Genomic DNA, 23,603 nt, shown 5'->3' with positions numbered 1-23,603 from the left:
ATATAAAATAGCCTCTGAGGTCAATAAAGCCTGAGAGCTACTATCCCAGACCCATTTCTTCCAAACATCGAAACGGACCGTGCACACAATTCATTACACATTGAGAATTAAAGGCTATCAACAAGTAACAACCAAAACGACTACACTGGACAAGCGAAATCCTCAGATTATTTTCAACCTTCCATAGACATTGCTGGTCCAAAAGAAGGATCACAGTCTCTCAATCAGCTCCGCTGCAGCAGGGCCACAGCCTGGCAACTGATGCCCTCTTCCCGTCCCTCCGGACCCAAGCCTTCGTTGGTGGTGGCCTTCACACCCACGGCATCGGGGGCAATGCCGATCGCTGACGCCATCCGGCTGCTCATCTCCGCAATATGCGGCTTGAGCTTGGGGCGCTCGGCAATCACCACCGCATCGATGTTCACCACCGACCAGCCGCGCTCCTTCACCAGCTTCACCACCTGATCCAGCAGCTTCAAGCTGTCGGCCCCTTTCCATTGGGGATCGGTGGGGGGGAAGTACTTGCCGATATCACCGAGGGCGAGGGCCCCGAGTAGGGCATCCATCACGGCATGCACCAGCACATCGGCATCGCTGTGCCCATCCAGGCCCAGACCGTCCGGATGCTCCAGGGTCACGCCCCCGAGGATGAGGGCCCGTCCCGGCACCAGCCGATGGATGTCGTATCCGTTGCCGATGCGCAGCTCCATGCCGGGGTCTGAAGGGTCATTCATTGTCGCGGTCTGCCAGCGGGCAAACAGATCGGGCCGCCGCTCGCGGGTGCGCTGCTCCCGCTGCTCCTGGCGCCATCGGGCGATGGCACCGTGGTCGCCACTGCGCAGCACATCCGGCACGGTCATGCCGCGGAAGTCGGCGGGGCGGGTGTAGTGCGGGTGTTCTAGGAGGAGCGCACTGTGGCTTTCCTCCACCAGGGAATCGGCCGTTCCCACCGTGCCGGGCAGCAGACGCACCACACCGTTGATCACCGTCATCGCCGGCAGCTCACCACCGGTGAGGACGAAATCACCCATCGACACCTCCTCATCGGCCAGGCCGCGAATCCGCTCGTCGAAGCCCTCGTAGTGACCGCAGAGGAAAACCAGTTGATCGTGGTCACTGGACCAACGCTGCAGATCCGCCTGCTGCAGGGGGCGCCCCTGCGGTGACATCAACAGCACCCGGCTGCGGGGACTGCGGGGAATCGCCTCCATCGCGGCGAACACCGGCTCGGGCTTGAGCACCATGCCGGCACCGCCCCCGTAAGGCTCGTCGTCCACCTTGCGATGGCGATCCGTGGCGAAGTCCCTGGGGTTGTGCAGATGCAACTCGGCAATGCCCGCGTTGAAGGCACGACCGATCACCCCCAGCTCCAGCAGAGGAGCAAACGCCTGCGGCGCCAGGCTCACCACATCAAGGCGGTAGGGGGCCATGCCGCCTCAGGCTGCGGGTTTGGACACCCTGCGGATGTCCGTGCAGAAACTGCCCTGCACCGGTGTTCCCTGCGCATCCACCGCCGTGGTGCTGCGCAGGCGCAGGTTGGCCCGTGTGAACCAGATCCGCTCCTGAACCTGCACGCCGTCAGGCCGGCTGAGGTTGAGCTCCATGCTGCCGTCAGGCCAGAACCTCCAGTTACCTGGGGAATCACCATCGAGGATCAGCTCTCCATCAGCGGCGAAGGTGAGGGTGCTGCTGGTTCCACCAGGGGCCTGCACCTGCAATTGGCCGAGAGCCCCCTGCTCTGCCACGCAGCGGACGGTGAGATCACCCCGTTCGCTGCTGTGCCACTCGTCATCACCACCAGCTGCCAGCTCAAAGCAGCTGCGGAGGCTCATCCACTCCCCGTCGCAGAGGCTCAGGAAGGAGCCAGGGTCTTCCGGGGGAAAGGCTTGTTCACTCATGCGCCCATCCTCTCAGCCGGATCACCAGCTGATGGGGAGGAATGGATAGGGGCGGTTCCAGCCGTAGAGCGCCAACCGCTGCTGCCCATGGGCGGCGGCTCCGCGCCGGTGAAAGCCGAACACGTCCGCCAGCACCAGGGTGTTGGCGGGGCAGGTGAGGGCAACAGGCCTGGGCAGACCCAGTTCGGCCAGGGACTCTTCGCGAATGCGGAACGATCCCGAAACATCGGGCTGGCGCCGTTCTTCGGCAGCTGCAGTGGCTGTGGTCTGCTCCCACCGCAGGCGGGATGGATCGAGACGATGGCTGCCCGGGACGTATTCGAAGGGACCGTCCTGACGTTGCACCGGCCGCAGAAAGAACCAGAACTTCAGAGCACGGAAGAACGTGTCGCGATGCAGCACCTTCTGCAGATCGGGCGTGCGGGTCTCCTCGCCATGCACGGTGAGGTAGATGTCCAGCTTGCGCGGATTCATCGGCAAGCCGATGACCTTGCGCGATCCCGCACTGAGCCGCTGGTCATGGGAAAAGGCAGCGGCCCGAGGCATCTGCTCGGGATCGATGTGCAGAAAGCGGTTGAGGGTTCCTCCGTCGAAACGGTCAAACCCCCCGGGGAAGGGTTGTTTTGGGCGAAAGCCAGGCCGGCTGTTGTCCGGTGCCGGATGCAGGCGTGAGGCGCGAGCAACCACGGCCTCCACCTCATCGCGCAAGGCCTCAAACTCCTGCTGCGCCAGAAAGTTCTCCAGCACCACAAAACCATCCCGCTCCAGACTGGCCAGCTGAGCTGGTCGCAGCAGGCGCCTCCAGAGGCACAGCGTCTCGGCCAGCTGAACCCGGCGTCGATGCAGCTGCCAGCGTCGGTTCAGATCCGGGTGACCGACCCAGGGGTCCCGAAAGCTCTTGGTGCGCGTCAGCAGCGAAAGCATGGGCGCGACATTACGCGCTGATGCCATCAAGAGGGCGGTTATTGATCTCCCGTGTAACCCAGCTCCGCCAAGCGGGCCGGTTTGCTGCGCCAATCGGGCACCACCTTGACGAACAGCTCCAGATACACCGGGCCATCAATCAACACCTGCATCTGCAGCCGCGCCCCCTGGCCGATCGTCTTGAGCATCGCTCCGCCTTTGCCGATCAGGATTCCCTTCTGACTCTTCCGTTCCACCAGAACCGTGGCCAGGACGGCCGTCCGACCCGCACCTTTGCCCTTGGCCGGCAACTCCTCAACGCGATCAATGGTGACGGCAACGCTATGGGGCACCTCCTCCCGCGTGTGCAGAAGCACCTGCTCGCGAATGAGTTCACCCAGCAGCACCCGCTCCGGTTGATCACTCACCATCTCGGGCGGATACAGCTGTGGCCCCAAGGGCAACTGAGCCGCCATCGCTGCTGTGAGCTCTGCGCAGCCATCGCCTGAGAGGGCGCTGCAGCGGTGCACCGGCCAGTTCGTCTCCTGCAGCAGGGCGGCATAGGCCTCTTCCGCTTCAGAGCGGTGCTCCTCCGCCAGCTTGTCCCACTTGTTCAGGGCCACCAGCACCGGCAGGGACTGTTGCTGCAGCAGATTCACAATGAAGGCATCACCGCGACCCGGGCGCTCGCACCCCTCCAGCAGCAACACCACCAGGTCCACTTCACCGATGGCGCTGCGGGCACTCTTCACCAGACGTTCCCCCAGCAAGTGGTGGGGTTTGTGGATGCCAGGCGTGTCCACCAGCACCATCTGGGCGACCTCAGTGGTGAGGATGGCCCGCAGGCGATTGCGGGTGGTCTGGGCCACGGGCGATGTGATGGCCACCTTCTCCCCCACCAGCTGATTCACCAGCGTGGATTTGCCCACGTTCGGGCGACCGATCAGTGCGATGAAGCCAGAGCAGTAATCCTCTGGCAGGGGAGTTGCATGCATCCTCTAAGTCTGCGCCGCCATTGAATCGACCCATAGCCTTAGGGCAGGAATTGAACAGGTCCATGGCGGATCAGCAGCCCACTTTCCAGCAGGCCATGGAGATCACAGCGGCCTGGCTGCAGCAGTGGGACAACGAGGAGATCAGCGATGAGGTGCTGGCCGACCGCATCGGTGAGATGGTGGCCAGCCGAGATGGGGCCCGGGGATTTTTCGTGGTGAGCCTGGCGGGCGAGAGCGTGCTGATGGATCGCTTGCCCGACGCCGTCGTCGGGCAGCTGCGCGGCGCCGGGGCTGGAGTAGTGGATCTGAGCGTTCGCAATCTGGCCATGAGCACTGCCATGGCCGTGCATCACCGGCGCACAGGAGATGAGATGCAGCAGGCCGGCTCGGAGCGGGTCAGCAGCCGCTGCATCGAACTGCTCAGGTTGCTGGAACCAGCGGAGGTGAAGGAGCGTCTGGAGCAACTGCTGGCCGCAGCCCTCGACAACCGCGGTGAAGACGTCGCCTTCCTGGAGAAGTGGGGGTACGACGCCGAGCAGAAACAAGCCATTGGAGACAGCGTCTATGCGGTGGCTGAGGGCTGAGCCGGGAGCTCATGCCATGTCCTCCAATTCCTTGCCACTGGTTTCGCGCACGAAGAACAGCACCAGAAAAAAAGAGATGGCAGCCGCTGTGGCATAGAGCCCATAGGCCAGTGCAGGCCCTGATGCCTCCAGCAAGGGCGGAAAGGTTCGGGCGATGAACCAGTTTGCGATCCAGTTGACCATCGCGCAAAGACCCAGAGCCACAGCGCGGATGCGGTTGTTGAACATCTCGCCGAGCATCACCCACATCACCGGTCCCCAGGAGAAACCGAAGGCAAAGACGAACAGATTGGCGGCCAACAACGCCACAACAGCCGCCATACCGACGAGCTGGGGGGCACCGTTCACCACAGCAGCACCCGCAAAGACCCAGCTCATCGAGCCCAGGGTGAGGGTCATCACTACAGAACCGATCAGCAGCAGCGGTTTGCGGCCGATGCGGTCGATGAACAGGATCGCCACGAAGGTGGTCACCACATTGGTGAGTGAGGTGATCACCGTGACGATCAGGATGTCGGTGGTGCTGAAGCCCACCGCCCGCCAGAGAACACTGGAGTAATAGAAGATGACGTTGATGCCGACGAACTGCTGGAAGATCGCCAGCATCACGCCGGTCCAGACCACGGGTACGAGCAGATTCTTCCGATCCAGAAGGTCCGTCCAGCGGCCGTGATCGGTGTTCTCCAGACTGTGCTGGATCCGGGCAATCACCTACTGAGCCGGCTCATGAAGGGTGCGTTCAATCACCAGGCGAGCCTGCTCCGGCAACCCTTTCTGCACGAGGTAGCGGGGACTCTCCGGAATCCCCAGCACCAACAGCCCATAGAGCGTTGCGGGGAGTACCTCCGACAACAACATCCAGCGCCATGCCGCCAGGGGACCCACGGCAGACACCGGATTGCGATCCGGGGTGAACAGCACAATCGCGTAGTCGAACAGCAGGGCCAGGAAAATCCCCACCACGATCGCCAGCTGCTGAAGTGATCCCAAGCGGCCACGCTGATCGGCAGGGGACACCTCAGCGATGTAGGCCGGCGCCAAGACGCTGGCAAAGCCGACCCCCAAACCTCCAATCACCCGCCAGACGATCAGAGCGGAGAGGCTCTGCGCCAAGGCGGAGCCGATGGCACTGGCCAGGAACAACACAGCGGCCACCACCATGCTGTGGCGGCGACCGATCCTGTCGGACAACCAGCCTGCTGCCAGGGCACCGATGGCCGAGCCGATCAGGGCCGATGCCACCGCACGTCCCAGGTCGCCGGATGACACCTGAAACACCTCACCAATGGCGCCAACAGCACCATTGATCACCGCGGTGTCGTAACCGAACAGAAACCCCCCAAGGGCCGCGGAGATGGCGATCTGAAGAATGAAGCGCAGCAGCCGCCGTTGCCGCTTCAGCTCAGGGGCCGAGACCGAAGGATCCAAAGATGCACCAGAGCACTACCCACAATGCAGCGATGCGAACTGTGGCTGTCAGCTGCTCCGCAAGGAATCAAAACCGTATCGCCAGGCACAAAAAAGCCCCAGACAGGCCGGGGCGAATGTGGATTCGATTGCGTTGGCATCGTCAGTCGCGACGATCAGCCGTAACGGTCAGTCGCGACGACCACCACCGTTGAGCACGATGATCAGGCGCAGGATGAAGATGAACAGGTTGATGTAAGTGAGGTACATGCTCAGGGCACCTGCCAGGTATTGGTCATCCCGGTAGGAGCGGGGCATCGTGTAGAAGTCGACGAAGGCGGCGCCCACGAAGAGAACGGTGCCGAATCCGGCGATCATCAGCTCGAAGCTGGTGCCATGGAACATGGCAGGGGCAAAGATGCCGCCGATGAACTGGACGACCATCGCCAGGATCAAGCCGATCAATCCAAGACCCACCACTCCGGAGAGCGCCTGGCCAACGGAATCGCTCATGCGACGGCCAACGATCGAGGCAATCACGAAGGTGATTCCGGTGGCCAGTGCGGCGGTGCCGACTGCACCCACACCCGCAACGGCTCCCGCCAAAGCCACCAGACCACTCAGGGTGAAACCGGTGATCAGGCTGTAGACCGACAGCAGCGGTAAGGCTGTGGCGTTGTTGCCCTTCAAGGCGACGTTCTGCGCCACGAAGAACAGCACCAGGTTGCCGATCACAGCCACCCAGAACAGGGGCATGAACAGAGGTGTGGACATCATCGAAAGACCACCAATCACCCCGATTGAGGTGAGCACCATGCCGCCGCCGACGTAGGGCAGCGCTTTATTGACGACGTTGGGGCCGACGAGGGCGCTCGATTGCGCCTCGCGGATCGCCTCCTGGAAATTGCTGCTTGCTGGCATGTCGACCAGGTCACCAAAGACTCATCACATCCTGCCAGCGGTGACAAGGGATTGGGGTGTGGATCTCCCTATCGACGCTGAACTTTGGGCGTTTTGCGTTCGTCCCGGCGGGCATAGGCCTCCACCACCCGCTGCACGAGGGGATGGCGCACCACATCCGCAGCGGTGAGGCGGCAGACCGCAACCCCTTCAACGCCCTCCAACACCTCGGACGCCTCCACCAAACCGCTCTGCACGGTGGACGGAAGATCCACCTGGGTGATGTCTCCGGTCACCACCATTCGCGAACGCTCCCCCAGGCGGGTGAGCACCATGCGCATCTGAGCCGGCGTGGTGTTCTGAGCCTCATCCAGGATCACAAAGGCATCGCTCAGGGTGCGGCCTCGCATGTAAGCCAGGGGAGCGACCTCGATCACGCCCTTCTCCAACAGCACAGTGGTTTTCTCCGCGCCGAGCAGGGAATGCAAAGCGTCGTAGAGCGGACGCAGATAGGGGTCCACCTTCTGCTGCAGGTCGCCCGGCAGGAAGCCCAGGCGCTCCCCGGCTTCAACAGCCGGCCGGGTGAGAATCAAACGCTCCACCTTGCGTTCGGTGAGCATCCGAACCGCGAGAACGGTGGCGAGAAAGGTTTTACCGGTGCCGGCAGGACCGAGGGCAAAGGTGAGGTCGTGGCGCTCCATGGCGTCCACGTATTTCTTCTGGCGCAGGGTGCGCGGGCGCAGCAGGTTGCCCTTCTGGCTTTTCGCCAACACCTGCTCGCCCATGGCGGCATGATCATCAACGCGGCCGGTGTTGAGTGCTCCCAGCGCTGACTGGAGGTCCACCGGTGACACCGACTGGCCGTCCTGCCAGATTGGGCGCACCAATTCAACAACCGCAGCAGCCCTTTCAATCTGCGTTGGCCGCCCGGTGATCACCAGTTGAAGACCCCGCAACACCATGGAAGCTCCTGTCAGAGCTTCCAGGCGATGCAGGGTTGTTTCCGCTTCACCGGCGAGGGCAAGTGCAGCATCGGGATCGGGCAGGTCGAGAACGAAACGGCCGCGTTCGCCGTCGTCAGACACCGGAATGATCAGCCCTCGGTGGATTCGGATTCTGCGGAATCAGAAGCTTCAGCAGCTGCAGCCTTGGCCTCAGCAGCCTCCTTGGCGGCTTGCTTGGCATCAGCTTCACGCTTGGCCGCTTGCTTGGCCTTGCCCACGGTTTCTGCAGGACGCACGGTCTTTTCCAGAAGACCGCCGCGCTCGAGCAGCGTGCGAACCACATCGGTGGGTTGGGCACCCTGACCAAGACGCTCACGGATGGCCTCGGTGTCGAGGCGCGTTTCCTTCGTCCGCGGGTTGTAGAAGCCCAGCTCCTGCAGGGGACGACCGTCCCGACGGGAGGTGCTGTTGCAGGCCACGAGGCGGAAGCTCGCTTCCCGCTTCTTGCCAAACCGCTTCAGGCGGAGCTTGATCATCGTGGCCCTGGAATGAAGGAAAAGAGGTGGTCCGGCGACGCCCAAAGGCCCGCCAAACAACCACCATACCGTTCCGCCCTCACAGATCCCCGAAGCCCTTCTTCTTCTTGGCGGGTCGCTGCCGCTTCGGTGGTCCACCGCGACCGGGACGACCTCCACCTCCGGGCATTCCACCCATTCCTGGCATTCCTGGCATTCCTGGCATTCCGCCCATGCCCGGCATGCCTCCCATTCCGGGCATGCCTCCCATACCGGGCATGTTGCCCTGGCTCATCTGCTGCATGAAGCCGCGCATTTTCTGGAAGTCGGCCAGCACCTTGTCCACATCTGCGGCCTGATGGCCGCTGCCGCTGGCAATCCGGCGACGCCTTGAGGGTTGACTCGCCAGGAGGTCGGGATTTTCCCGCTCCTGCTGGGTCATCGAGCCGATCATGGCCTCGATGCGCTTGAGCTGCTGCTCCCCCTGCTTGAGCATGCCGTCATCGATCTTGTTCATGCCCGGGATCATTTTCATCAGACCCCCCAGCGAGCCCATGCGCTTGATCAAGCGCATCTGCTTGACGAAGTCCGAGAAATCAAACGTCGCCTCCTGCAGCTTCTTCTGCATCTTTTCGACGTCGGCGAGTTCGACCTCCTTCTGGGCCTTCTCCACCAGCGTCAGCACATCACCCATGCCGAGGATGCGGCTGGCCATCCGTTCGGGATGAAACGGCTGCAGGGCCTCCACCTTCTCTCCGGTGCCGATGAACTTGATCGGCTGACCGCTCACCTTGCGGATCGAAAGGGCGGCACCACCGCGGGAATCACCATCAAGCTTGGTGAGTACCGCTCCGGTGATGCCCACCTGGTCGTGGAAGGCGCGGGTGAGTTCGGCCGCTTCCTGACCGATCATCGAATCCACCACCAGCAGCACCTCATCGGGCTGCACAGCAGTGCGGATCCGCACCATCTCCTCCATCATCTCGGTGTCGATCTGGAGGCGACCGGCGGTGTCGACCAGGAGCGTGTCGAAGCCTTCCTCTTTCGCCTTGGCCAGACCAGCGGCTGCAATGTCTTCCGGTTTGGCTTCAGCACCAAGGCTGAACACCTCCACATCGATCTGAGCACCGAGCGTTTTCAACTGCTCGATAGCCGCTGGTCGGTAGACGTCGGCCCCCACCATCAGGGCTCGTCGCCCCTGATCCTTGAGGTGGAGGCCCAACTTGGCCGTTGCTGTGGTTTTACCAGCACCCTGAAGGCCGGCCATCAACACGACGGTGGGAGCTTCAGCTGCCTTGGCCAGAGGAGCGTTGTCGCCCCCCATGACCTCCACGAGCTGTTCATGGACCACCTGGATGAACTTCTGATCCGGGCTGATCCCGCGCACCACCTCCGCACCAACGGCTTTGTCGCGGACCTCAGCCACGAACTCCTTCACCACCGGCAGGCTGACGTCGGCTTCCAGCAAGGCCCGACGGACGTCCTTCAGGGCTCCATCGACGTTGGTTTCGCTGATGCTGTCTTGGCCACGCAGCCCCTTGACCGCATCCTCAAAACGGGCTGAAAGCTCGTCGAACATCGGCGTTACGCCCCTGGATCAATGGGGTGATCGTAAAAAGCGACGGGCAAGCAACCCGGGCAAGCAACTCAGGAGCCCGGGATGTAGTCGTGCAAACGCCATTGGGTTCCATCTCTGCCGAGCACGTAGGTCACGCTGAAATCAGTCGGTGCCGTCTCATCAATGACGGTTCCATCAGCAGCCTGAAGGCGATCGCTGTAGGCCACCCGGGCCAGCAGTTCAATCCTGTGAGGCTTGCGGTCGACCACCTCGATGCTGGTGATCGAAGCATCAATCGCCTTGGAGCGCCCAGCAGCGGCGTCGACGGCCCGTTCACGCTCCACGCGCTTCACGAGAGGATCTCTGGCCACGACTGCAAGGTCCGCCGGCTGGCCAGAGAGTGCCAAAGCCTTGGCATCCAGCCATCCCTGAACCAGGGCCTGCAGCTCTGCTTCCGTCGGGGCATCACTGACAAGCGGTTCCGAGGGAGCGGAGGGCTGAAGGTCGGGCTTCAGGCTCGCGACGGGCTCATCGGCAAGCGGCAGTGAAGGAGCGTCGACGTCTGCGATCGCTTCAACCTCAGCTGTTTCTGAAGTCGTCTCCAGCGTCAGGGGCGCAGGATCCAGGTTGCGTCGAACCAGGGCGATGCCTCCCACAGCGATCCCGACCACCGCAAGGGCTGCAGCGGCTGGACAAACCCAGCGTTGCTGCCACAGCGGCGGCGGAGCGTCTGTGTCTTCGGACTCAGAATCCACAACCGATTCATCCAGGTCGGGCGAGGACTCCATTGATGCATTCCCTGCCGTTGGCCAGGCCAGGGCCATCTCCTCAGCGCCGATCTGCCGCGACGCCTTGCGATCGAGACGATCGACAAAGCCCTGCACGTCACGATCGGCGAACCAGGCATCCAGATCAGCACCCGAGGCATCCACGTCGCGGTATCCCGGCAAGACATCGCGTTCAAGCCAGGCTCTGCAGTATTCGCATTGCGCTGCAAGACGATCACCGGGGTGGTTCAGGAACCAGGCCTGCAGGTCTGGATCCCGCAGGACGGCGAAATGCCGATCCGCATCCTTGACGTTGCCCAACAGCAGATCCAGACAGCCCAGCAGCGGCATCGGGTCGAGCTCGGCATTGGCAAGGGTCTGCATCCGATCGCGCGCCTGCTCCAGGAACTCGGGCTTGCGCCGCGAAAATCCCGCCGCAGTCAGCGCCAGAACCGTGAGAAAACCTGCATCAGCGGCGCCTGCCTCAAACCAGCGGCTGAACAGATCGATCTGCTCCTGAACGGTCAGGAAGCGACGTATCTGGTGAAAGAACGATTCGAAATCCTCCTGGCTGAGGCTGCCGGGCTGATCGTCATCAACATCAGCGGCCTCCAAGCCGCCCCGGGCAACGACCAACTCATCCAACAGCGTCAAACCCTGTTGATGGGAGGCCTGATCGCCAAGATCACGACTCAGCAGATCGAGAATCCTGAAGGGGGTGAGCCCCTGCAAATCGTTTTCCAGCCGGCGCTGCTGGTCGGGCAGCTTGCCCATCCGCTGTTGCAGCTGAATGCCGTCGATCAAAAGCTGGGCCGCCGACTCGTAGCGCCGTTGCTCCTGTTCCTCCAAGGCAGCATCGCGGCAAGCCAAGGCCGCCAGGAGCGTCAGATCCGCTTCACGGCCACTGCCAAGAGCCGGAGTCTGGGGAGGCTGGAGCCCCTGACGGGCCAGCTGAAAGGCCTCAACAGCGCCATGGGCCTCCCAGAGCAGCATCAGGCCCGCCACCTCACTGCTGGTGGGAAGGTCCAGGCCCACCGTGCCGTTGGGATGGGATTCACTGAGGCGCAACAGGGCTGCTTCGTACTCGGCCCTGTCGGCGGGATCGATCAGCAGATCAGCTGAGCGGCGCAGCAGATCCGCCCGCTGGAGCAGAGCTTCATGGGTGAAGCCCTGATCCGGGGGACTGTCACAGCGGGTTTCCAAGCGGCGCAGAATTGCTTCAGGGTCTGCCGATGGACTGACGCCCAGAAGTCGGAAATGATCAATGGGCAGATCCAACAGCGCCGCTGCGAGGAGACGCGGATCTTAGTCAGTGTCAGGGGTTTTGCCCATCGCTCATCGGTTGGCCCTTAAAGTTGAACGCAATCCCTCAGGTGGACATGGGTCAGGACCTCGCTGTCGATTCCGCTCCGATTGGCACTGCGACTGCTGGTCCCCATGCCGAACGGCTCTCCAAGCTGGTCACAACACAACGGGCCACCGTGGACCGGGACACCGGCTTGGAGCTGTACCGGGACATGACCCTGGGCCGGCGCTTTGAGGACAAGTGCGCCGAGATGTACTACCGGGGCAAAATGTTCGGCTTCGTGCACCTCTACAACGGTCAGGAAGCGGTCAGCACCGGCGTGATCGGTGCGATGAAGCGTCAGCACGACTGGTTCTGCAGCACGTATCGCGACCACGTTCATGCCTTGAGCGCCGGTGTGCCGGCCCGCGAAGTGATGAGCGAACTCTTCGGCAAGGTGACCGGTTGCAGCAAAGGCCGTGGCGGTTCAATGCACCTGTTCTCCAAGGAGCATCACCTTCTTGGAGGCTTTGCCTTCATCGCCGAAGGCATTCCCGTGGCACTCGGATCTGCCTTCACCAGCCGCTACAAGCGCGACGCCCTTGGTGATGCCTCAAGCAACGCCGTGACAGCAGCATTCTTTGGCGATGGGACCTGCAACAACGGTCAGTTCTTCGAGTGCATGAACATGGCGCAGCTGTGGAAGCTGCCGATCATCTTCGTGGTCGAGAACAACAAGTGGGCCATCGGCATGGCCCACGACAGGGCCACCAGTGACCCGGAGATCTGGCGCAAGGCCAGTTCCTTCGGCATGGCCGGAGAGGAAGTGGATGGCATGGACGTTCTTGCAGTCCGGGCAGCAGCCCAACGGGCCGTGGAACGGGCCCGAGCGGGTGAGGGTCCGACCTTGCTGGAATGCCTGACCTATCGCTTCCGCGGTCATTCCCTGGCGGACCCGGACGAACTGCGCGCGGAGGAAGAAAAGCAGTTCTGGGCCAAGCGTGATCCCCTCAAAGCCCTCGAGCGGGACCTGACCGAAGCTGGCCTTGTTAGCAGCGATGAGCTGCGCGCGATCGAAAAGGACATCGACGGCATCGTTCAGGACTGCGTTGACTTCGCCCTCTCCGCACCCGAGCCAGACCCTGCTGAACTCACCCGTTACATCTGGGCGGAAGACTGATTCAGCTGACCTGGATCAACTGAATCAATCGTCTCCCGGGAAGGCTCAGATGCCGCTCGGGAGTCGCCGGGTGAGGTTGCGCAACTTCCGCAGCGCCTTGAGTTCAACCTGACGCACCCGCTCGCGAGACACCTCCATCAGGCGTCCGATTTCAGCAAGCGTGTGGCGTTCGTTGCCCTCAAGCCCGAAACGCATGCGCAGAACATGCTGCTCCTGTTCGCTCAGGTGACTCAGCCAGCGGCCCAGCTGTTCGTGATGAATCCGCTGTTCAACGATGTCGAGCGGTTCATCAAGGGATGAATCAGCAATCAGATCCCCGAGGAAGCTGCGACCCTCCTCACCGTTGACGGGAGCATCCAGGCTGCTGGTGGTCAGGGCCTGACGCAGAAGCGAATCGAGCTCATCCAAGGGGATGTCCATGGCTTCAGCGATCTCGACACGGCTGGGCATGGCGCCGAGCTTGTGGGCCAGATCAAGACTGACCTTGCGAATCGTGGTGAGCCGCTCACTGAGATGAACGGGAAGACGAATCGTGCGCGACTGGCAGGCAATGGCCCGGGTCATGCTCTGGCGGATCCACCAGAAGGCATAGGTTGAAAACTTGTAACCACGGGTGGGATCAAATTTCTCAACAGCACGCTCGAGGCCCAGGGAGCCCTCCTGAATCAGATCGAGCAATTCCAGACCCTTGCCTTGATATTTCTTGGCGACGCTGACCACAAGACGAAGATTGGCCTTCATCATCCGCTCTTTGGCGCGGCGACCGATCCTCAGAAGACGGCGCTGTGCCGTGGTGAGTTCTCCATCCTCGAACTCACGGGAACCGTCTTCGGTGAGCGCCATCATCGCTTGCACCTGATTGCCCAGCTCGATTTCTTCAGCTGGGGTCAGCAGTGGAATTCTGCCGATGGTGGCGAGATACCAACTGACGGGGTCGCTGCTGCGCCGACGTTGCGTCTCCAGCGGCTTGGAAGCTGTGGACACCTTGTGTGCTGCGGAAGTGAGTTGACTTTCCTACGAACAGAAAGAATGTCGAAGTGTTTTCAGCAACCCTTCAGATTCAGAACAGCAAACCGCAATATTTCAGATTTGCGAAAGATTTAAAAATCAAGAAAAGCTCTTTTGGGACCTGCACGCCGAGGCAATCAAAACGAATCATTTGTTCAGACTTCGTTGAACATCGTTGTTTGCTTTTTCTGACACCGCGCTGTATTGATTTTCAAACAATCCGCAATCGCAGAAGCATCACTGGAGCGAGCACGAGCGGCCGCCAAACCATGCAAAGCCGCAGCGGCAGTGAAGCTTTCCAGCCCAGGCTGCTGCTGTGCCGCCACCGCCTGGGCACCCCAACCGGTGGCAAAACCGGCCAGCACGTCACCCAGGCCGGTGCGGGCCACCCGAGGGGTCGTGCCGGTCAGCACCACGGCTGCACCCGATGAATCCGCCAGCACCGAATGCGCCCCCTTCAGCAAAATGCAGCAACCGCTGCAGCGGGCTGCGGAAATCGCCTTTTCCAGCGCGTCACCTGCTCCATAGTCTGGAAACAACCGCGCGAACTCGGCCGCATGGGGCGTGAGCCAGGTGGGCCCCCGCCGCTTCAACAACCAACGCCACCCCTGCGGACTGGCCGCCAGACCGTTGATGCCATCGGCATCGAGCACCAGCAAACCGGCGACGCTGAGCATCTGCTCCGACCACTGGTTCCACCAATGGCTGGACTCCCCCAGACCGGGACCGACCAAAACCGCATCCAGCCGCTCTGGAATCACCCCGTCCTCCAGTTGCATCACCTCCGGCAACACCTGCCACAAGCTGGATTGAAGACGGGGCGGCACAACGGCCTGAACGCAGCCGCAGCCACTGGCCATGGCCCCCCGCAGCGCCAGATGTGCTGCGCCGGGGTAGCGATCACTGCCCGCCACCACCAGGCAGCGGCCGCGTTCGTACTTCATCGCTGTGGGCGGCAGCGGCGGTAACGGGGCCGAGCTTGCCTCTCTCACCGGCAGGCGGCGCGGCAAGACCGCAGCGGCATTGCCCACCGCCGCTGGCGGCAAGCCCAGATCGACCCGCACCAGCGCACCCACCCAGGGGCGGGCCGGGTCCAGACACAACCCGCGCTTGATCCAGCCAACGCTGAGGGTGACCGAGGCACAGGCTGCCTGCTCGCCCAGCACAGTTCCTTGGTCGGAACAAAGGCCAGACGGCAGATCCAGACTGATCAACGACCCAGGCTGCAGCTGCTGCCGACGCCGGAACAAATCCGCCAAGGACTCAGGCAGGGGCCGACTCTGGCCGAGCCCGAACACCGCATCAAGCCACAGTGCGGCTCCGCCGGGGTCGGGCTCGTGAGCCAGGCGCTGCAGACCAAGCCACTCGCCATGGCGCAGATGTTCAGCGGTGAGGGGCTTGCGAATCGGCAGGGGACACCACAAGGACACCTCAACGCCAGCCAGGTGCAACTCCCGAGCCACAACGAGACCATCGCCACCGTTGTGACCGGGGCCCACCAGGACAACCACGCCCTGGCGCAGCAGATCCCGGCGCGCCAGCAGCCAGGCCGCCATGGCCAGCCCCACTTTCTCCATCAAGGCCGCAACAGGCATGCCGCTGTCGAACAACCTCTGTTCGAAGGCGGCCATGGACGCGGCATCCACAAGCAGATGATCGGAATCAGCGGGAGGCCACACCAGTTGCGGTTGCCGGGACCTCACTATGGAGAGAACTCCCTGCGCCGCCCATGGCCGTTGGATCCACCACAACCCGCGCTGGAGAGGCTGCTCTTGAGCGCCTCCGGCAATGGCCAGGGGAGCACCGCGTGGCCGTTGGTCTTTCTGGAGGCGTCGACAGTTCCCTGACGGCGGCACTGCTGGTGGAGGCGGGCTGGCAGGTGGAAGGCCTGACCCTCTGGCTGATGAGCGGGAAAGGGGCCTGTTGCGCCGAGGGGCTGGTGGATGCAGCCGGCATCTGTGAGCAGCTCGGCATTCCCCACCACGTGGTGGACACGCGGGAGACGTTCCAGCAGGAGATCGTGCAACGACTGGTGGATGGTTATCGCGATGGGATCACGCCATTGCCCTGCTCCCAGTGCAATCGATCGGTGAAATTCGGACCGATGCTTGATTGGGCCATGCAGGAGCGCAAACTGCCCCGCATCGCCACCGGCCACTACGCACGGATCCGCCATGGCGGCGAGCAAGGGCGCCATCAGCTGTTGCGGGGCCTCGATACCCGCAAGGACCAGAGCTATTTCCTCTATGACCTTCCCCAGGAGGTTCTGGGGCGCATCGTTTTTCCCTTGGGGGAACTGACCAAACCCGACACAAGGCTTGAAGCCGCCCGCCACGGTCTGCGCACCGCAGAAAAACCGGAAAGCCAGGATCTTTGCCTGGCCGACCACCACGGATCGATGCGGGCGTTCCTGGATGCCTATCTGCCCCCGCGGCAGGGGGAAATCGTCCTTTCGGACGGAACAGTTGTGGGCGAGCACGACGGCATCGAACACTTCACCATCGGCCAACGCAAAGGGCTCGGTGTGGCCTGGCGCGAACCGCTTCACGTCATCCGCCTTGATGCTGCGATGAATCGAGTGGTCGTCGCACCCCGGGCCGAAGCCGGCCGAGACAGCTGCGTGGTGGGTGCGGTGAACTGGGTGTCGATTGCCCCGATCGATGCGCCGCGAACCGTTGAGGTGCAAGTGCGCTATCGCAGTACGCCGGTGCGTGCGGAGCTTTCACCCCTCCCGGCCACCGAGGCAGATCAGCAGCGGGAGCGGCCCCACCGTTGCCGCCTCAGCTTTGAGGAGGAGCAGTTCTCGATCACGCCAGGCCAGGCGGCGGTCTTCTACGACGGTGACACCGTTCTGGGTGGGGGGCTGATCCAACGGGAATAGGGCGTGATGCGCTGGCGCACCTGAACGAGGGCCTCAGCGACGCCTGGAGCCTCAGGCGCAAGCAACCACTGCACCGACCCGTTGGCCGAAATCAGCGCCGTGGGGCCCGTGTTGCCCACGCTCAGCAGATCCCGTCCTGTCTCGATCGCCCGTAACTGCGCCAGGGCCAGAAACTGCTTCTGCAGCTGGAGCGGATAGGGGTCGAGGTTGGCAATGGCCAGGAGCCAGGCGGCGCCATCGGCAGCGGCACGGGCCAGAGCCACGCCATCGGCGATCTCGTAGCAGATCGCAACGGCCGCAGGGGGTTCAACCACCGCCATCGTTCTCGAAGCCGGACCGGGGGTCAACCCACCGACCGCAGACAGTCCTGCCGTCAGCCCGGCGGGCAGGGGCGGGATCCATTCCCCGATCGGCACCAGACGGTGCTTGTCAGCCAGAGGAACGGGAAACCAGTCGGGGGGCTCATACAGCAACAGAGAACTGCGTTGCTGACCCCGAACCCAACGAAATCCGCCACTGATCAGAGGAATGGCTGGAGCCTCAACCGGCAGCTGAAAACGCGCCGGCAGCGCTCCTTCCGGAGCCACCACAGCAGCCGGATTGTTGTGCTCCAGCTGACGCATCGCCTCCACCAGAGCTTGGGGAAGCGCCTGTTGACGCTCCAGATCGAACTTTTCTCGCGTGGGAACAGCGGGTTGCCAGACCCCCAGAGCAACGGAGCCGACCGGCGGCGGCGGCGCCAACAACAGCCAGCTGCCCAAGCCATGGGCCAGAAGCACACTGGCCAATCCGAGCAAGCCCCAGCGACGCCAGGCTGCTGGTTGCTCGAACAGCGCCAGCAGGCAGCAGCCCCAGCACAACTGCAGCCAGGTCAGCCCTCCGGAACCGAACCAGCGGGCCAATCCCGCCAGGGGGCGGTCCCAGGGAAGGGTTGTGCCGCCGACGCCGATCCAGAACAACGGCGACCCCGACAGCACCAGTTCTGCCAGGGCCCAGATCCCGGCCAGCAGCATCAGCCGCACTGGACGCGGCCAACGGCGAGGCAGACGCCGCGAAAGCACAGACCATCCGGCCAGGAGCAGAGCGGCAAGGCTCCCGCAGGCCAACCAGAGGGCCAGTGCCACAGGCAGGCTGAGCCAGGCAGGAACGCCCATCCAGGTGAGTGGATGCAGGGCCAGCAACCAGCGGTGGCTGATCAAAACGGCCAGCAGTCCCCAGACCGCTGACCAGCGGGGACGCTCAACCACGGACCAGAGCAGCGCCAGGGCGGGGACCATCAGCAGGGGGCCGCCGAGGGATGGAGCCACGCCAGCCAGGACGCCGCCCAACAGGGCCCGCGATCCGGCCTGCAGTTGGTGATTGCCCATGGTCAGCAGTCCCGGCCAAAGGCATCCTGGATCGGACCCGCCCACCTGTCGCCATGGATGCCGCAAATCCTCTTCAGCAACTGCTGCTCCGCGGCCTGGGCACGACCACCCTCGTTGCTGACCGTCTGCGCGGCGTCACCCAGAACTGGGTGAGCAGTGGCCGGCTGGATCCGAATGAAGCGTCGGCTCTGGTGGACGACGTGCTTAAGGCCCTCCGCGGTGAAACCCCTGAACTGGAACAGCAGATGGGGCGCAACCTGGAACGCAACCGCGACAACCTGCTCCAGGACTTCGGCGTTCCCAGCCAGAAGGAAGTGGATGAGCTGCGCGGCCGCATTGATCGGATCGAGCAACAGCTGCGGCAGATGAACCGGCCTGAATGAACGCCGCCGCCGCGGACCGGAGGTCAGAATCGACGCAACAGAAGCCCTCCCGTGCGCGACATCATCATCAGCACAACGGTCTGCGTGGCCTGCCTGCTCCTCGCACTGGTCAGCCAGATCGTGGCCCCCTCGACCGTTTCCGCAGCCCCGGCGCAGCCTGCTGCCGTTCGCAGCGAGGCTTCGCAACCCCAGAAGGCGTCGAGCTTCGAACTCGACCCTGACGACCCGAACCCGACTCTTTTCGCCATGGCCAACGATTCCACTCTCGCCGACGCCTCAGCCCTCGGCGGCCCCCTCGATGCCCCTGACACCACCATCACCGCCAGTGGCCTGAAAATCACCGAGCTCGAGCTGGGCAGCGGAGAAGAAGCCACACCTGGCCAAACAGTGGTGGTTCACTACCGCGGCACCCTGGAGGACGGATTGCAGTTCGATGCCAGCTACGACCGGGACACCCCCTTCAGCTTCCCCCTCGGGGCTGGTCGGGTGATCAAGGGTTGGGATGAAGGTGTTGCCGGCATGAAAGTGGGCGGCAAGCGCAAATTGGTAATCCCCTCCGACCTGGCCTACGGAACCCGTGGCGCCGGTGGTGTGATTCCCCCCAATGCAACCCTGATCTTCGAGGTGGAGCTGCTGGAGGTGAAGGGCCGTTAGGATCCCGCCGCCGGATGACCTTCCCATGGCCCATACTCTTTCCGCCCTGCCTTACGCCCTCGATGCCCTCGAGCCGCACATCTCCAGCTCGACGCTGGAGTTCCATCACGGCAAACACCACAACGCCTATGTCACCAACCTGAACAAGGCGATTGAAGGCACCGATCTTGACGGCAAGAGCCTGGAGGAGGTCATCTGCGCCGTTGCCGGTGATGCCAGCAAAGCCGGTGTGTTCAACAATGCCGCCCAGGTGTGGAACCACAGCTTCTACTGGCAGTGCATGAAGCCCGGTGGCGGTGGCCAGCCCAGTGGCGACCTGCTTGAGAAGATCAATGCCGACTTCGGCAGCTACGACGCTTTTGTGGAGCAGTTCAAGGCCGCTGGTGCCACGCAGTTCGGCAGCGGCTGGGCCTGGCTGGTGCTCGACAACGGCAGCCTGAAGATCACGAAAACCGCTAATGCCGACCTGCCCCTGGCCCATGGTCAGAAGGCCCTGCTCACCATGGATGTGTGGGAGCACGCTTACTACCTCGACTACCAGAATCGCCGCCCCGATTACATCAGCACCTACCTCGACAAGTTGGTGAACTGGGATTTCGTGGCCGCCAATCTCGCCGCCGCATGAGAGAGCAAGAGCTGAGCTTGTCTCAGCCCTGAAGCAGCGTGCGCAGGCCGGCTTCCACGTCGGCCTGTCGCATCAACGCCTCTCCCACCAACACAGCAGCCGCTCCTGCACTCTGAACCCGATCGAGATCGGAGCGCTCAAACAACCCCGATTCACTCACGAGGAGCACATTCTGCTCCTGGAGTCGATCAGCAAACTCTGTCGTCAGCTTTTCCGTTGTTGCCAGGTTGGTCTCAAACGTGGTGAGGTCGCGATTATTGATGCCGATCAAGGGAAATCCACCGAGCTGAAGCACTCGCTCCATTTCCTTCGCGTCGTGAACTTCCACCAGCACGGTGAGCCCCAGAGCTGCGGCCACCTTGCGCAGATAACGAAGATCCTGATCACTGAGGATGGCTGCGATCAATAAGGCTGCATCGGCTCCGGCGGCCCTGGCCTGGAACAGCTGGTAGGGGCTCAGCACAAACTCCTTGCAGAGCAGAGGCAGGTCAACGGCCTCACGCACCTGCACCAAAACATCAAAGCCGCCCTGGAAGAAGGTCTTGTCGGTGAGCACCGAGAGGCAGCTTGCACCGCCAGCGGCATAGGCCTTGGCGATCGCCACCGGGTCGAAATCCTCACGGATCACCCCTTTGCTGGGGCTCGCTTTTTTCACCTCAGCGATCACCGCAGGTTTCGTGGCGGCCGCTTGAAGCGCCCCCAGGAAATCCTTGGTGGGGGGAAGCTTGGCAATCTGCTGCTTCAGGTTGTCGAGGGGAACCTTGTCGCGGGCGGCATCGATCTCACGATCTTTTTCCCAGACAATCTTCTCAAGGATGTGACGCGGTTCCTCGTCCTCGTGGGGCACTGCATATTCGAGATGGGCCACCCGCACCTTGGGGTTGGGGGGACGACGGCGGATCTCCATGGAAAAGGGAAAAGACTGGAATGAAAAAAGCGGGACGGGATCAGGCGGCCAGCTGGGCAGCAGCTTGCTTGTAAGCGACCTCCACCACTTCGCTGAGGGTCGGGTGGGTGTGCACTTCGGTGGCGAGCTGACGCACGCTCTGGCGCCGGGCAACGGCATTGGCCACCTCCTGGATCAGGTCGGCGGCGTGAAGTCCATAGATGTGGGCTCCAAGCACTTCACCACTGGTTTTGTTGAACAGCAGCTTCATCAGGCCATCGCTGTCCAGCTCAGCCAGAGCTTTGGAATTGGCCTTGAAGTAGCTGCGAACGGAACCAAGCTGGAAGCCATCCTTCTCCGCCAAAGCTTTGGCATCCGCCTCGGTCAGGCCAACAGAGCTGATCTCGGGATGGGTGAAGGTGGCTGCCGGAATGCTGCGGTAATCGATCTCGCGCCCATGGCCAAGGATGTTGTCCACCGCAACGGTGCCTTGGGCAGCAGCCGTGTGGGCCAGCATCAGCTTGCCGGTCACATCGCCGACGGCCCAGAGATGGGGAACAGGTTGGCCGTTGACCAGAACGCGCATGGCGTCGTCGATCGGGACGAAGCCACGGTTCGTCTCCACATTGAGTGACTCCAGGTTGAGGCCCTTGCTGCTGGGAACACGCCCTGTGGCCACCAGAACGGCATCCACCTCAAGGGTCTCCACCAGTTCACGGCTGTTGAAATCAGCCAGTTCGATCTGCACGGGACAGCCCGGGGTGACCTTGCGAGCCAGCAGACCGGAACGCGCATCGATATCGCGACCATCAATCAGATGGCGCCCAGCGATCTTGGCGATGTCGGGATCAAAGGTGGGCATCACCTTGTCCATGGCCTCGATCATCGTCACCTCGCAACCGAGGGCGGTGTACACATCAGCGAATTCAAGGCCGATGTAACCGCTGCCGATGATGGCGATCCAACGGGGCAGCCATTCCAGGTTGATGGCTTCGTCGCTGGTGAACACCGTGCGGCCATCGGTTTCGATGCCTGGCGGCACAAAGGGATCAGACCCCGTGGCGATGATCACGTCCTTGGCGGTCAGCACCCTGTCCAGCCCACTGGGCTCCCGTAGCCCCACCTTCTGGCTGCCCTCCAGACGGCCGTGGCCTCGGAGGATCGTCACCCCTGCCCGCTCAAGGGTTTTGGTGAGGTTGGTGCGAATGGTCTGAACCAGCTGATTGGCGTGATCAGCGATCTTCTGCCGCTCGAACCGCACAGGAGCAGCATGAATTCCAAAGCTCGCGAGATGCTTGTCGTCCGCGAGTTCCCGCACTTTTCCACTGGCGGCCAGCAGCGCCTTGGAGGGAACACAGCCCCTGTTCACACAGGTGCCACCCATATCGCGGGATTCAACGATCGCCGTCTTCAGGCCGTGTTCGGCGGCATGTTTGGCAGCGTCGAAGCCGCCGTAGCCGGCTCCAATAACAATGACGTCGAAGTCGAAGCTGGCGTCGCTCACCCGAACTGCTGCGATGTGGCGGTCATTGTCGCCCTTCGCCGCTCCAGAAGGAGAGGAACAGCGGCAGACGCCACATTCAGGGATTCCACCCGTGCGCTGTGGGGGAGCGTGACGGCATGGGTGCAGCAGGCCTGCAGGTCCGGATGCAGACCTGCACCCTCGGTTCCCAGCACCAGCGCCGTCGGCAGCGTCCAGTCGAGATCCCAGTAGGGAACAGGGGGGTCAGCCTTGTTCGCATCGGGCACAAGGGTGGCCACCACTTGAACACCCAAGGCCACCAGCTGCTTCAGTTCCTGCTGAAGCTGTGAAATCGCCATCGCTTCGCTCGGGCCAAAGCGTTGATGCGGCAGCTGAAGCAGAGCACCGGCAGAGGCCCGCAACACCTTCGTGCCGAGGGGATCAACACCAGCCCCCATCCAAACCGCGTTGACGTCAGCCGCGAGGGCTGTGCGCAGCAATGTGCCCAGATTTCCAGGATCCTGAATCCGATCCAGCACAAGGAGAAAATCCAGCTCTGGAGGGACGGTGGGCAGTCGATCCAGGGGGCTCAGGCAGGCAACACCATCGGGTGTGACCGTTGTGAGCGCAGCCCGCAACACCTCATCGGTGACGATCCGCCATCGCGCCTGAGAACAACGTGCAGACAGGGCCGAATGACCTTGCAACCAGGCTTCGGTCGCGATGATTTCCTCGGGCGCGTTGCCCTGCCTGAGAACTTCCTGCAACAGGTGGGTGCCCTCAAGAAGCAACAGCCCCTCAACCTCTCGCCCCGCACGGGTGGCCAGGGTTCGCAACCGTTTGACCAGTGGATTGCGTCGGCTGCTGATCAGTGGAGAGGAGGAATCCAGAGAACGACTCAGAACGCTGCGTGTTTGCGCACGTTCAGGCCCTTGTGAACGCTCAGATTTTCGCCGTCGAGCTCGAGGCCATTGATGGCTGCGATTTCGCCTTTAATTCCTTCCGCTGCCAGATTTTCAATCATCTTTTTGATCACCTGGTCCTCGACGGTGGCATGGTCGATGGAATCAGGGGTGAGAAACTCAAGAAACTTCCCAACCTTGGAAGCAACGACTTCCGAAGCGTTGGAGATCTTGAGAACGATCATGGTTGTCGAGAGCTGGTACCCGACAAAGTTAGTGCGGATGGGGAGACTTGAACTCCCACGATGTTGCCACCACTAGTACCTGAAACTAGCGCGTCTACCAATTCCGCCACATCCGCTGGCGTGTCGTGTTCGACCGAATGAACATAGGGCATCGCCGATCCGTGGCTGCCCCGGCCCCGAAACAAACTGTCCAGTTTGGACGCCGGCCGTCTAGACGGTCTCAAAGACTGTTGCCAAAATCCGGACATAAGGGA

Annotated in this window: 22 protein-coding genes, 1 tRNA gene and 1 pseudogene; 6 read left to right on the top strand and 18 right to left on the bottom strand. The window is 62.5% G+C overall.

The features are described from left to right. Positions 1-224 precede the first annotated feature (224 nt). The 4 genes from trmD to era are packed head-to-tail and all read right to left on the bottom strand — an operon-like array spanning position 225 to position 3,796. Entirely contained in the window at positions 225-1,430 is a 1,206-nt protein-coding gene (gene trmD / locus SynA1544_RS04640; RefSeq protein ID WP_186514991.1) for a tRNA (guanosine(37)-N1)-methyltransferase TrmD, read from the bottom strand. Positions 1,431-1,436: 6 nt separating this feature from the next. Then, positions 1,437-1,898: a phycobiliprotein lyase gene (locus SynA1544_RS04635; RefSeq protein ID WP_186514990.1), complete on the bottom strand. Its 462-nt coding sequence runs from the start codon at positions 1,896-1,898 to the stop codon at positions 1,437-1,439. A 21-nt stretch (positions 1,899-1,919) separates the two neighbouring features. After that, a complete protein-coding gene (locus SynA1544_RS04630) occupies positions 1,920-2,822 on the bottom strand; it encodes a phytanoyl-CoA dioxygenase family protein (RefSeq protein ID WP_186514989.1) in 903 nt (300 codons plus the stop codon). Between the two features lie 38 nt (positions 2,823-2,860). Then, positions 2,861-3,796, bottom strand: coding sequence for a GTPase Era (gene era / locus SynA1544_RS04625; protein ID WP_186514988.1), 936 nt, complete (start codon positions 3,794-3,796; stop codon positions 2,861-2,863). Between the two features lie 62 nt (positions 3,797-3,858). Between era and SynA1544_RS04620 the strand changes: the two genes are divergently transcribed. Further along, complete coding sequence (locus SynA1544_RS04620; RefSeq protein WP_186514987.1) at positions 3,859-4,380, top strand: hypothetical protein; 522 nt, start codon at positions 3,859-3,861, stop codon at positions 4,378-4,380. A gap of 9 nt (positions 4,381-4,389) precedes the next feature. On the opposite strand, the pseudogene SynA1544_RS04615 reads toward SynA1544_RS04620, so the two are convergent. The 6 genes and pseudogenes from SynA1544_RS04615 to SynA1544_RS04590 all read right to left on the bottom strand — a co-directional run bounded on the left by SynA1544_RS04615 (position 4,390) and on the right by SynA1544_RS04590 (position 11,749). Continuing rightward, positions 4,390-5,808, bottom strand: a pseudogene (locus SynA1544_RS04615) (sugar porter family MFS transporter). 168 nt (positions 5,809-5,976) lie between these two features. Continuing rightward, positions 5,977-6,708, bottom strand: a complete 732-nt coding sequence (locus SynA1544_RS04610; protein WP_186514986.1) for a Bax inhibitor-1 family protein — start codon at positions 6,706-6,708, stop codon at positions 5,977-5,979. Positions 6,709-6,776: 68 nt separating this feature from the next. Further along, the gene (locus SynA1544_RS04605) at positions 6,777-7,772 is read right to left on the bottom strand and encodes a PhoH family protein (protein ID WP_186514985.1); all 996 of its coding nucleotides are present in this window, start codon (positions 7,770-7,772) and stop codon (positions 6,777-6,779) included. Between the two features lie 8 nt (positions 7,773-7,780). Continuing rightward, positions 7,781-8,167: a 30S ribosomal protein S16 gene (rpsP, locus tag SynA1544_RS04600; protein ID WP_186514984.1), complete on the bottom strand. Its 387-nt coding sequence runs from the start codon at positions 8,165-8,167 to the stop codon at positions 7,781-7,783. A 79-nt stretch (positions 8,168-8,246) separates the two neighbouring features. Further along, positions 8,247-9,725 carry a signal recognition particle protein gene (gene ffh / locus SynA1544_RS04595; RefSeq protein ID WP_186514983.1) on the bottom strand — a complete coding sequence of 493 codons (1,479 nt, stop codon included), beginning with the start codon at positions 9,723-9,725 and terminating at the stop codon, positions 8,247-8,249. Between the two features lie 68 nt (positions 9,726-9,793). Then, a complete protein-coding gene (locus SynA1544_RS04590) occupies positions 9,794-11,749 on the bottom strand; it encodes an ARC6/PARC6 family protein (RefSeq protein WP_186514982.1) in 1,956 nt (651 codons plus the stop codon). Between the two features lie 101 nt (positions 11,750-11,850). Here SynA1544_RS04590 and pdhA point away from each other — a divergent pair, with 101 nt between their 5' ends. Further along, entirely contained in the window at positions 11,851-12,936 is a 1,086-nt protein-coding gene (gene pdhA, locus SynA1544_RS04585) for a pyruvate dehydrogenase (acetyl-transferring) E1 component subunit alpha (RefSeq protein ID WP_186514981.1), read from the top strand. Between the two features lie 45 nt (positions 12,937-12,981). Here pdhA and SynA1544_RS04580 read toward each other — a convergent pair whose 3' ends face one another. Both SynA1544_RS04580 and SynA1544_RS04575 read right to left on the bottom strand, forming a co-directional pair. Further along, positions 12,982-13,920 (bottom strand): RpoD/SigA family RNA polymerase sigma factor, encoded by a 939-nt coding sequence (locus SynA1544_RS04580; protein ID WP_186494887.1) that lies wholly within the window; start codon positions 13,918-13,920, stop codon positions 12,982-12,984. Positions 13,921-14,099: 179 nt separating this feature from the next. Further along, on the bottom strand, positions 14,100-15,575 hold the full coding sequence (locus SynA1544_RS04575; protein WP_255477722.1) for an NAD(P)H-hydrate dehydratase: 1,476 nt from the start codon (positions 15,573-15,575) through the stop codon (positions 14,100-14,102). A gap of 98 nt (positions 15,576-15,673) precedes the next feature. Between SynA1544_RS04575 and mnmA the strand changes: the two genes are divergently transcribed. Beyond that, positions 15,674-16,825, top strand: coding sequence for a tRNA 2-thiouridine(34) synthase MnmA (gene mnmA, locus SynA1544_RS04570; RefSeq protein ID WP_186514979.1), 1,152 nt, complete (start codon positions 15,674-15,676; stop codon positions 16,823-16,825). Here the strand turns inward: mnmA and SynA1544_RS04565 are convergent. Next, positions 16,777-18,192, bottom strand: coding sequence for an apolipoprotein N-acyltransferase (locus SynA1544_RS04565; protein WP_186514978.1), 1,416 nt, complete (start codon positions 18,190-18,192; stop codon positions 16,777-16,779). The two genes, mnmA and SynA1544_RS04565, sit on opposite strands and share 49 nt — an antisense overlap. Before the next feature lie 53 nt (positions 18,193-18,245). On the opposite strand from SynA1544_RS04565, the gene SynA1544_RS04560 reads away from it, so the two are divergent. The 3 genes from SynA1544_RS04560 to SynA1544_RS04550 are packed head-to-tail and all read left to right on the top strand — an operon-like array spanning position 18,246 to position 19,854. Beyond that, the gene (locus tag SynA1544_RS04560) at positions 18,246-18,575 is read left to right on the top strand and encodes a phasin family protein (protein WP_186514977.1); all 330 of its coding nucleotides are present in this window, start codon (positions 18,246-18,248) and stop codon (positions 18,573-18,575) included. A gap of 51 nt (positions 18,576-18,626) precedes the next feature. Further along, positions 18,627-19,229, top strand: a complete 603-nt coding sequence (locus tag SynA1544_RS04555; protein ID WP_186514976.1) for an FKBP-type peptidyl-prolyl cis-trans isomerase — start codon at positions 18,627-18,629, stop codon at positions 19,227-19,229. 25 nt (positions 19,230-19,254) lie between these two features. After that, complete coding sequence (locus tag SynA1544_RS04550; protein WP_186514975.1) at positions 19,255-19,854, top strand: superoxide dismutase; 600 nt, start codon at positions 19,255-19,257, stop codon at positions 19,852-19,854. A 22-nt stretch (positions 19,855-19,876) separates the two neighbouring features. Here the strand turns inward: SynA1544_RS04550 and trpC are convergent, their stop codons facing one another. The 5 genes from trpC to SynA1544_RS04525 all read right to left on the bottom strand — a co-directional run bounded on the left by trpC (position 19,877) and on the right by SynA1544_RS04525 (position 23,465). After that, complete coding sequence (gene trpC, locus SynA1544_RS04545; RefSeq protein WP_186514974.1) at positions 19,877-20,761, bottom strand: indole-3-glycerol phosphate synthase TrpC; 885 nt, start codon at positions 20,759-20,761, stop codon at positions 19,877-19,879. A gap of 40 nt (positions 20,762-20,801) precedes the next feature. After that, positions 20,802-22,244, bottom strand: a complete 1,443-nt coding sequence (gene lpdA / locus SynA1544_RS04540) for a dihydrolipoyl dehydrogenase (protein WP_186514973.1) — start codon at positions 22,242-22,244, stop codon at positions 20,802-20,804. After that, entirely contained in the window at positions 22,241-23,038 is a 798-nt protein-coding gene (locus SynA1544_RS04535) for an RNA methyltransferase (RefSeq protein ID WP_255477721.1), read from the bottom strand. Before SynA1544_RS04535 ends, lpdA begins: the two co-directional genes overlap by 4 nt. A 62-nt stretch (positions 23,039-23,100) precedes the next feature. Next, positions 23,101-23,349 carry a hypothetical protein gene (locus tag SynA1544_RS04530; protein ID WP_186514972.1) on the bottom strand — a complete coding sequence of 83 codons (249 nt, stop codon included), beginning with the start codon at positions 23,347-23,349 and terminating at the stop codon, positions 23,101-23,103. Positions 23,350-23,381: 32 nt separating this feature from the next. Then, a tRNA-Leu gene (locus SynA1544_RS04525) sits at positions 23,382-23,465 on the bottom strand. Between the last annotated feature and the right edge of the window lie 138 nt (positions 23,466-23,603).

The organism is Synechococcus sp. A15-44, from assembly GCF_014280115.1.
GTDB lineage: Bacteria > Cyanobacteriota > Cyanobacteriia > PCC-6307 > Cyanobiaceae > Parasynechococcus.
The sequence above is the reverse complement of the archived record's forward strand: the minus strand, read 5'-3'. Positions and strand labels throughout refer to the sequence as shown.

What these genes read in the sequence shown, in the direction of transcription:
- SynA1544_RS04575 (WP_255477722.1), bottom strand. Translation starts at nt 15,575, where the DNA reads ATGGCCGCCTTCGAACAGAGGTTGTTCGACAGCGGCATGCCTGTTGCG.
- SynA1544_RS04635 (WP_186514990.1), bottom strand. Translation starts at nt 1,898, where the DNA reads ATGAGTGAACAAGCCTTTCCCCCGGAAGACCCTGGCTCCTTCCTGAGC.
- SynA1544_RS04630 (WP_186514989.1), bottom strand. Translation starts at nt 2,822, where the DNA reads ATGCTTTCGCTGCTGACGCGCACCAAGAGCTTTCGGGACCCCTGGGTC.
- SynA1544_RS04610 (WP_186514986.1), bottom strand. Translation starts at nt 6,708, where the DNA reads ATGCCAGCAAGCAGCAATTTCCAGGAGGCGATCCGCGAGGCGCAATCG.
- rpsP (WP_186514984.1), bottom strand. Translation starts at nt 8,167, where the DNA reads ATGATCAAGCTCCGCCTGAAGCGGTTTGGCAAGAAGCGGGAAGCGAGC.
- SynA1544_RS04550 (WP_186514975.1), top strand. Translation starts at nt 19,255, where the DNA reads ATGGCCCATACTCTTTCCGCCCTGCCTTACGCCCTCGATGCCCTCGAG.
- SynA1544_RS04530 (WP_186514972.1), bottom strand. Translation starts at nt 23,349, where the DNA reads ATGATCGTTCTCAAGATCTCCAACGCTTCGGAAGTCGTTGCTTCCAAG.
- trpC (WP_186514974.1), bottom strand. Translation starts at nt 20,761, where the DNA reads ATGGAGATCCGCCGTCGTCCCCCCAACCCCAAGGTGCGGGTGGCCCAT.
- era (WP_186514988.1), bottom strand. Translation starts at nt 3,796, where the DNA reads ATGCATGCAACTCCCCTGCCAGAGGATTACTGCTCTGGCTTCATCGCA.
- SynA1544_RS04565 (WP_186514978.1), bottom strand. Translation starts at nt 18,192, where the DNA reads ATGGGCAATCACCAACTGCAGGCCGGATCGCGGGCCCTGTTGGGCGGC.
- trmD (WP_186514991.1), bottom strand. Translation starts at nt 1,430, where the DNA reads ATGGCCCCCTACCGCCTTGATGTGGTGAGCCTGGCGCCGCAGGCGTTT.
- SynA1544_RS04620 (WP_186514987.1), top strand. Translation starts at nt 3,859, where the DNA reads ATGGCGGATCAGCAGCCCACTTTCCAGCAGGCCATGGAGATCACAGCG.
- ffh (WP_186514983.1), bottom strand. Translation starts at nt 9,725, where the DNA reads ATGTTCGACGAGCTTTCAGCCCGTTTTGAGGATGCGGTCAAGGGGCTG.
- mnmA (WP_186514979.1), top strand. Translation starts at nt 15,674, where the DNA reads ATGGCCGTTGGATCCACCACAACCCGCGCTGGAGAGGCTGCTCTTGAG.
- SynA1544_RS04560 (WP_186514977.1), top strand. Translation starts at nt 18,246, where the DNA reads ATGGATGCCGCAAATCCTCTTCAGCAACTGCTGCTCCGCGGCCTGGGC.
- pdhA (WP_186514981.1), top strand. Translation starts at nt 11,851, where the DNA reads ATGGGTCAGGACCTCGCTGTCGATTCCGCTCCGATTGGCACTGCGACT.